Here is a 4,621-nt window from a genome sequence, read left to right as displayed (position 1 = left end):
ATCATCGCCAACGGTTCGGCCAGTCACGGCCTGCTCGGCGCCTCGATCAGTGACGTCACGGAAGACACGGCACAGACCGACAGCGCCACCGTCGGCGCGAGCATCCAGGAGACGACACCCGGAGGCGCCGCGGCTGCAGCCGGACTCGTTTCGGGCGACGTGATCACGGGCATCAACGGCATCCCGGTCACGGGCAAGACCGACCTGACGGCCCAGGTGCGTGCCCTCGCCGGCGGGGCCGAGGCCACGATCACCTACGTGCGCAACGGCGAAGCGTCGACCGTCGATGTGACGCTCGGCACACTCACCTAAGAGGAATCCAGCCAGCAGGCAGAGGGGCACGCGACTCCGGTCGCGTGCCCCTCCCGCCGTTAACGGGGGCCCGCGCTGCGGCTGATAGGCTCAACCGACCCGCCCCAGCACGAGTATTGGATCCCATGGCCGCCACGGCAGACGCGCTTCCCGGAGTCTCGTACGTGATGCCCGTACTCAACGAGGCGATCTACATCGAGGTGGCCATTTCGACGGTGCTCGCCCAGGACTATGCCGGTGCGAAAGAACTGATTCTCGCGCTCGGACCCTCGACGGATGACACGGACGCTATCGTCGCCCGCCTCGCAGCATCCGACCCGCGTATCACCGTGGTTCACAACCCCGACATCGACATCCCGGTGGGACTCAACCTCGCCATCAGGGCCAGCAAGCACCCGATCATCGTGCGCGTCGACGCGCACTCCGAACTCGAACCCGGCTACACGAGCCGTGCGGTCGAGACGCTCGAACGCACGAAGGCCGCGAACGTCGGCGGAATCATGCACGCCCGCGGCAAGACCCCGTTCCAGGTGGCGGCGGCCCGCGGGTACAACAGCCGCTTCGGACTCGGCGGCGCCCGCTACCACGGCGGAGGCGAGGAGGGCCCGGCCGAGTCGGCGTACCTGGGCGTCTTCCGCCGCGAGATCCTCGAAGAGGTGGACTACTTCGACGAGACGATCCGCCGCGGCGAAGACTGGGAGCTGAACCTGCGCATCCGGGCCGCCGGCCACACCGTCTGGTTCGACCCCCAGCTCAAGGTCACCTACTGGCCGCGCGACAGCTGGAGCAAGCTCGCCCGCCAGTTCTGCGCCACCGGCATCTGGCGCGGCGAACTCGTGCGTCGCTACCGCGGGCGCAACCCGTGGCGCTTCTTCGTGCCGCCCGTGCTGGTGCTCAACGTGCTGGCGAGCGTCGTGCTGCTCGTGCTGCAGGTCACCGGCGTGGTGAGCGGGTGGGGGAGTGCCGTCGCATCCGTCATCTATCTCGGTCCGCTCGCCTACGTGCTGCTCGTGCTCTGGCTGGCGTTCGGCGCCGACCGCACCTCGAAGCTGCTCGACCGCTGGTTTTTCGTCGTGGTGCTGCCGACCATGCACCTCAGCTGGGGCGTCGGTTTCATCCTCGGCGTCGTGCGCGGCGCGCGCGACAGCGTCGACACCTCGCGCGCGGGAATCTAGCTCAGCCGATCGCCTTGCGGGCGACGAGGCGGGCCACGATGCGTTCGGCCGAGCGCCCGTCGTCGCGCGGGTTGAACCGCTCCTGCCACGCCACGTACTTGTCGGCGTACTCGACGCCCACGCGCTCCCGGTCGAGCACCAGATCGACCAGCTCGGACGCGTTCTGCACCACCGGCCCCGGGGCGGCCTCGTCGAGGTCGAAGTAGAAGCCGCGCAGTTGCTCGCGGTAGTGCTCGAGGTCGGGCGCGAAGAAGAACATCGGCTTGCCCGTGACGCTGTAGTCGAACATCACGCTCGAGTAGTCGGTGATGAGGGCGTCGGCGGCGAGGAAGAGCTCGGAGACATCCGGGTAACCGGTGACGTCGAGCACGTTGCTCGCGCGCACGTCGCGGCCGGGGAGGAGGGTGCGGGAGTGCCCACGGATGAGCGTGATGTAGCCGGGGCCGAGCGCGTCGGTGAATGCCGCGACCTCGAGGTGGTCGACGTGCTCGGGGCGGTCGTCGCGCCAGGTCGGGGCGTAGAGCAGCACGGTCACGTCGTCGGCGATGCCGAGCCGCTCGCGGATGGACGCCCCGTTGCCGCCGACGAGCGCGTCGTCGCGCGGGTACCCCTCCTGCCAGATCGGGCCGAGGAAAGCGTAGGCCGAGCGGAACACCGAAGCCGAGTGCTGGTTCTGCGCGAGCATGATGTTCCAGCGCCCGCGCTCCCGCACCGTGGCCAGCGCGGCGCGCAGTGTGACGCCCGGTCGGGCCAGCGCGATCTTCTTCAGTGGCGTGCCGTGCCAGGTCTGCAGCACGGTCTGGAACGACCGTCGACGGTAGCGGTTGCGCAACCAGTCGTTGACGACGAGCAGGCGCGCCGAACCCCGGATGCGCCACCACTCTGCACTGCCCTCGATGACCGCGATGGAACCCTGGGGCACCTCGACCGATGCGTCGACGACACTCCAGTAGCGGGGCACCTCGGGGCGGGTCGCGGCAAACTCCCGGTCGATGGCGAGCGGGTTGCACGTCGCGCTCTGGCCGTAGAAGCTCTCGAAGAACACGGCGTTGATCGGCGCCGGCTTGGCGCTGCGGTACCGCGCCTCGAGGGCCGCCTGCGCCTGCGGGCCCCGCTCGTCGTCGGTGAGCGGCGCCGACACGTCGACGGTCAGGCTCGACCCGCCCGCGACGACCTCGGCGCGCAGCAGCCCCGCCGCGAGCACCGGATCGGGAAGTGGGGCGATGACGGCGGCATCCAGCGCCAGCGCGTAGGAGCCGGACGGCGCGGGGAGAACCGGCCCGCCCCAGCGGGACACCAGCAGCGGCACGGTGGCGGTGAAGCGCTCGCCGGCCTGCTCGACGGTGCCCGGGAGGTCTTGCCGCGGCCCGCGCAACATGACACCGGCCACGCGCCCCGTGCCCGACACGACGAGGCGAGGAACGGGCGCTGCCTCGACGGCGATCGAATCGATCGTGGTCGCGGGCGACGAGGAGTCGAGGGGAAGACTCGCTGTCATTCGTGCTCTTTCAGCCGGGTGGTGATCTGACGGTACACTCTCGCGGTGTTTCCGCCGTCGCGAAACGCGTGGTGGCCGGCCGCGAGGGCCGCGGCGTGATCCACGAGCGCCGCGCGCACCGTCTCGTCGGTATCCGCGCCGCCGAGCAGCTCGAGCAGTTCGCCCCAGGTCGACTTCTGCATCCCGCCGCTGAACGTGTCGTAGGCCACGTACAGGCCGCGGCTCGCGGTGTAGGCGTCGACGTCGGGGGCCAGGAAGACGATCGGACGGCCCAGCAACGAGAAGTCGTAGGCGATCGACGAGTAGTCGGTGATGAGGGCGTCGACGGCGGGGAGCACGGGCGTCACGTCGGTGCACCGGGTCGAGTCGAGCAGCACGACCCGCTCGCTCAGCGCGACGCCGACTGCGTAGTCGCCCACCCCGTGCGGATGCGGGCGCAGCACGAGCAACGATTCGGACGCTTCCAGCAGGGCGATGATCGCCCGCCATTCGCCCGCCGACGGGACGCCGGGGTCGACCTCCCCGTCGCGCCAGGTGGGGGCGTAGAGCACGACGCGGCAGCCGCTGTCTTCGATGGCGAGCTGGGTGAAGAGCAGGGCGCGCGCGGCGACGTTGCGTTCGGTCTCGCCGCCGGCGACCAGCACGTCGTCGCGCGGGTCGCCCGTGACGACGACGCGGTGGGCGGGAAGGTCGAAGGCGGTGCGCAGGCGCGTCGCAGAGACTTCGGATGCCGCGGGCATGATGTCGATCGACCGGGCGGCCGTGCGGTACATGAGCCGCAGCATCCGGCGCACCACCGTCGAGTCGGGAAGCAGTCGCGTGCGGAGGGTGGCCGGTGAGTCGAGGTTGATGCGCTTGAGCGGGATGCCGTGCCACAGCTGCACGACGAAGCCGCCCCGCAGGCCGTAGCGGTTGGCGTCGCCGAATCCGTGTGTGACCACGATCACCCGCGCACGCAGCGTGGCGAAGAAGCCACGGCGCGATGACTTGAGTACCGCGGGTATGCCCAAGGATTCGGCCGTCACCAGGTCGCGCTCGTCGCGCGCCAGCCAGAGCAGCCTCAGGGAGGGATTCTCCCGCCGCACGAGGCGGTACAGCGCGAGGGCGCCCTCACCGATACCGGGGCCCGAGCCGAACACCCAGAGGTCGCGTCGGCGGGGCACGACGATGCTCGCGAGCGCTCCGAGGCCGTAGGCGGGCAGGGCCATAAGCTTCTTCGCGTTGCCCGCGGCGAAGGTGACAGGGGCTATCTGAGGCACGCCCCAGCGTAACAGCCGGTCGGGAGGCGGGTCTCAGGTGGGTAACGGAGGGGTCGTGGTGCGGGGAACCCGCAGCCGACCCTGTTTTAATCGGGGGGTGCCACTCCTCAAAGACGCCCAAGCCGCTCAACGAGTGCTGCGCAACATCCTGAAATCCCGTCGATCGCGGGCCGAACTCGCTCGCCGCCTGCCCACCGTCGCCCAGCCGGCCGCGGGCAGCGTGCAGGTGGTCGTGTACTTCGCCGACTCGCGCGTGAACATGTACCAGATCCGCCAGTGGTACGCCCCGCTCGCGGAACTCGCGAAGACCCGCAAGGTCGCGGTCATCGCCCGCTCGCCCGGCACCATGCTCACGCTGCTCGACGAATCGCCGGTGC

Annotated in this window: 4 protein-coding genes and 1 pseudogene; 3 read left to right on the top strand and 2 right to left on the bottom strand. The window is 70.1% G+C overall.

Annotated elements, in window-relative coordinates:
- Both ACLQ6X_RS16475 and ACLQ6X_RS16470 read left to right on the top strand, forming a co-directional pair.
- The coding region (locus ACLQ6X_RS16475) for a PDZ domain-containing protein (RefSeq protein ID WP_411701229.1) at nucleotides 1-312 on the top strand (312 nt) is incomplete at its 5' end.
- Nucleotides 313-437: 125 nt separating this feature from the next.
- Nucleotides 438-1,487 carry a glycosyltransferase family 2 protein gene (locus ACLQ6X_RS16470; RefSeq protein WP_411701228.1) on the top strand — a complete coding sequence of 350 codons (1,050 nt, stop codon included), beginning with the start codon at nucleotides 438-440 and terminating at the stop codon, nucleotides 1,485-1,487.
- A 1-nt stretch (nucleotide 1,488) separates the two neighbouring features.
- Here the strand turns inward: ACLQ6X_RS16470 and ACLQ6X_RS16465 are convergent, their stop codons facing one another.
- Both ACLQ6X_RS16465 and ACLQ6X_RS16460 read right to left on the bottom strand, forming a co-directional pair.
- The gene (locus tag ACLQ6X_RS16465; protein ID WP_411701227.1) at nucleotides 1,489-2,985 is read right to left on the bottom strand and encodes a CDP-glycerol glycerophosphotransferase family protein; all 1,497 of its coding nucleotides are present in this window, start codon (nucleotides 2,983-2,985) and stop codon (nucleotides 1,489-1,491) included.
- Nucleotides 2,982-4,244: a CDP-glycerol glycerophosphotransferase family protein gene (locus ACLQ6X_RS16460; RefSeq protein ID WP_411701226.1), complete on the bottom strand. Its 1,263-nt coding sequence runs from the start codon at nucleotides 4,242-4,244 to the stop codon at nucleotides 2,982-2,984. Before ACLQ6X_RS16460 ends, ACLQ6X_RS16465 begins: the two co-directional genes overlap by 4 nt.
- 97 nt (nucleotides 4,245-4,341) lie before the next feature.
- Here ACLQ6X_RS16460 and ACLQ6X_RS16455 point away from each other — a divergent pair.
- Nucleotides 4,342-4,621, top strand: a pseudogene (locus tag ACLQ6X_RS16455) (hypothetical protein); the annotation flags it as partial.

The organism is Conyzicola sp. (assembly GCF_046714715.1).
GTDB lineage: Bacteria > Actinomycetota > Actinomycetes > Actinomycetales > Microbacteriaceae > Conyzicola.
This window is presented reverse-complemented; position numbering and strand designations above follow the sequence as displayed.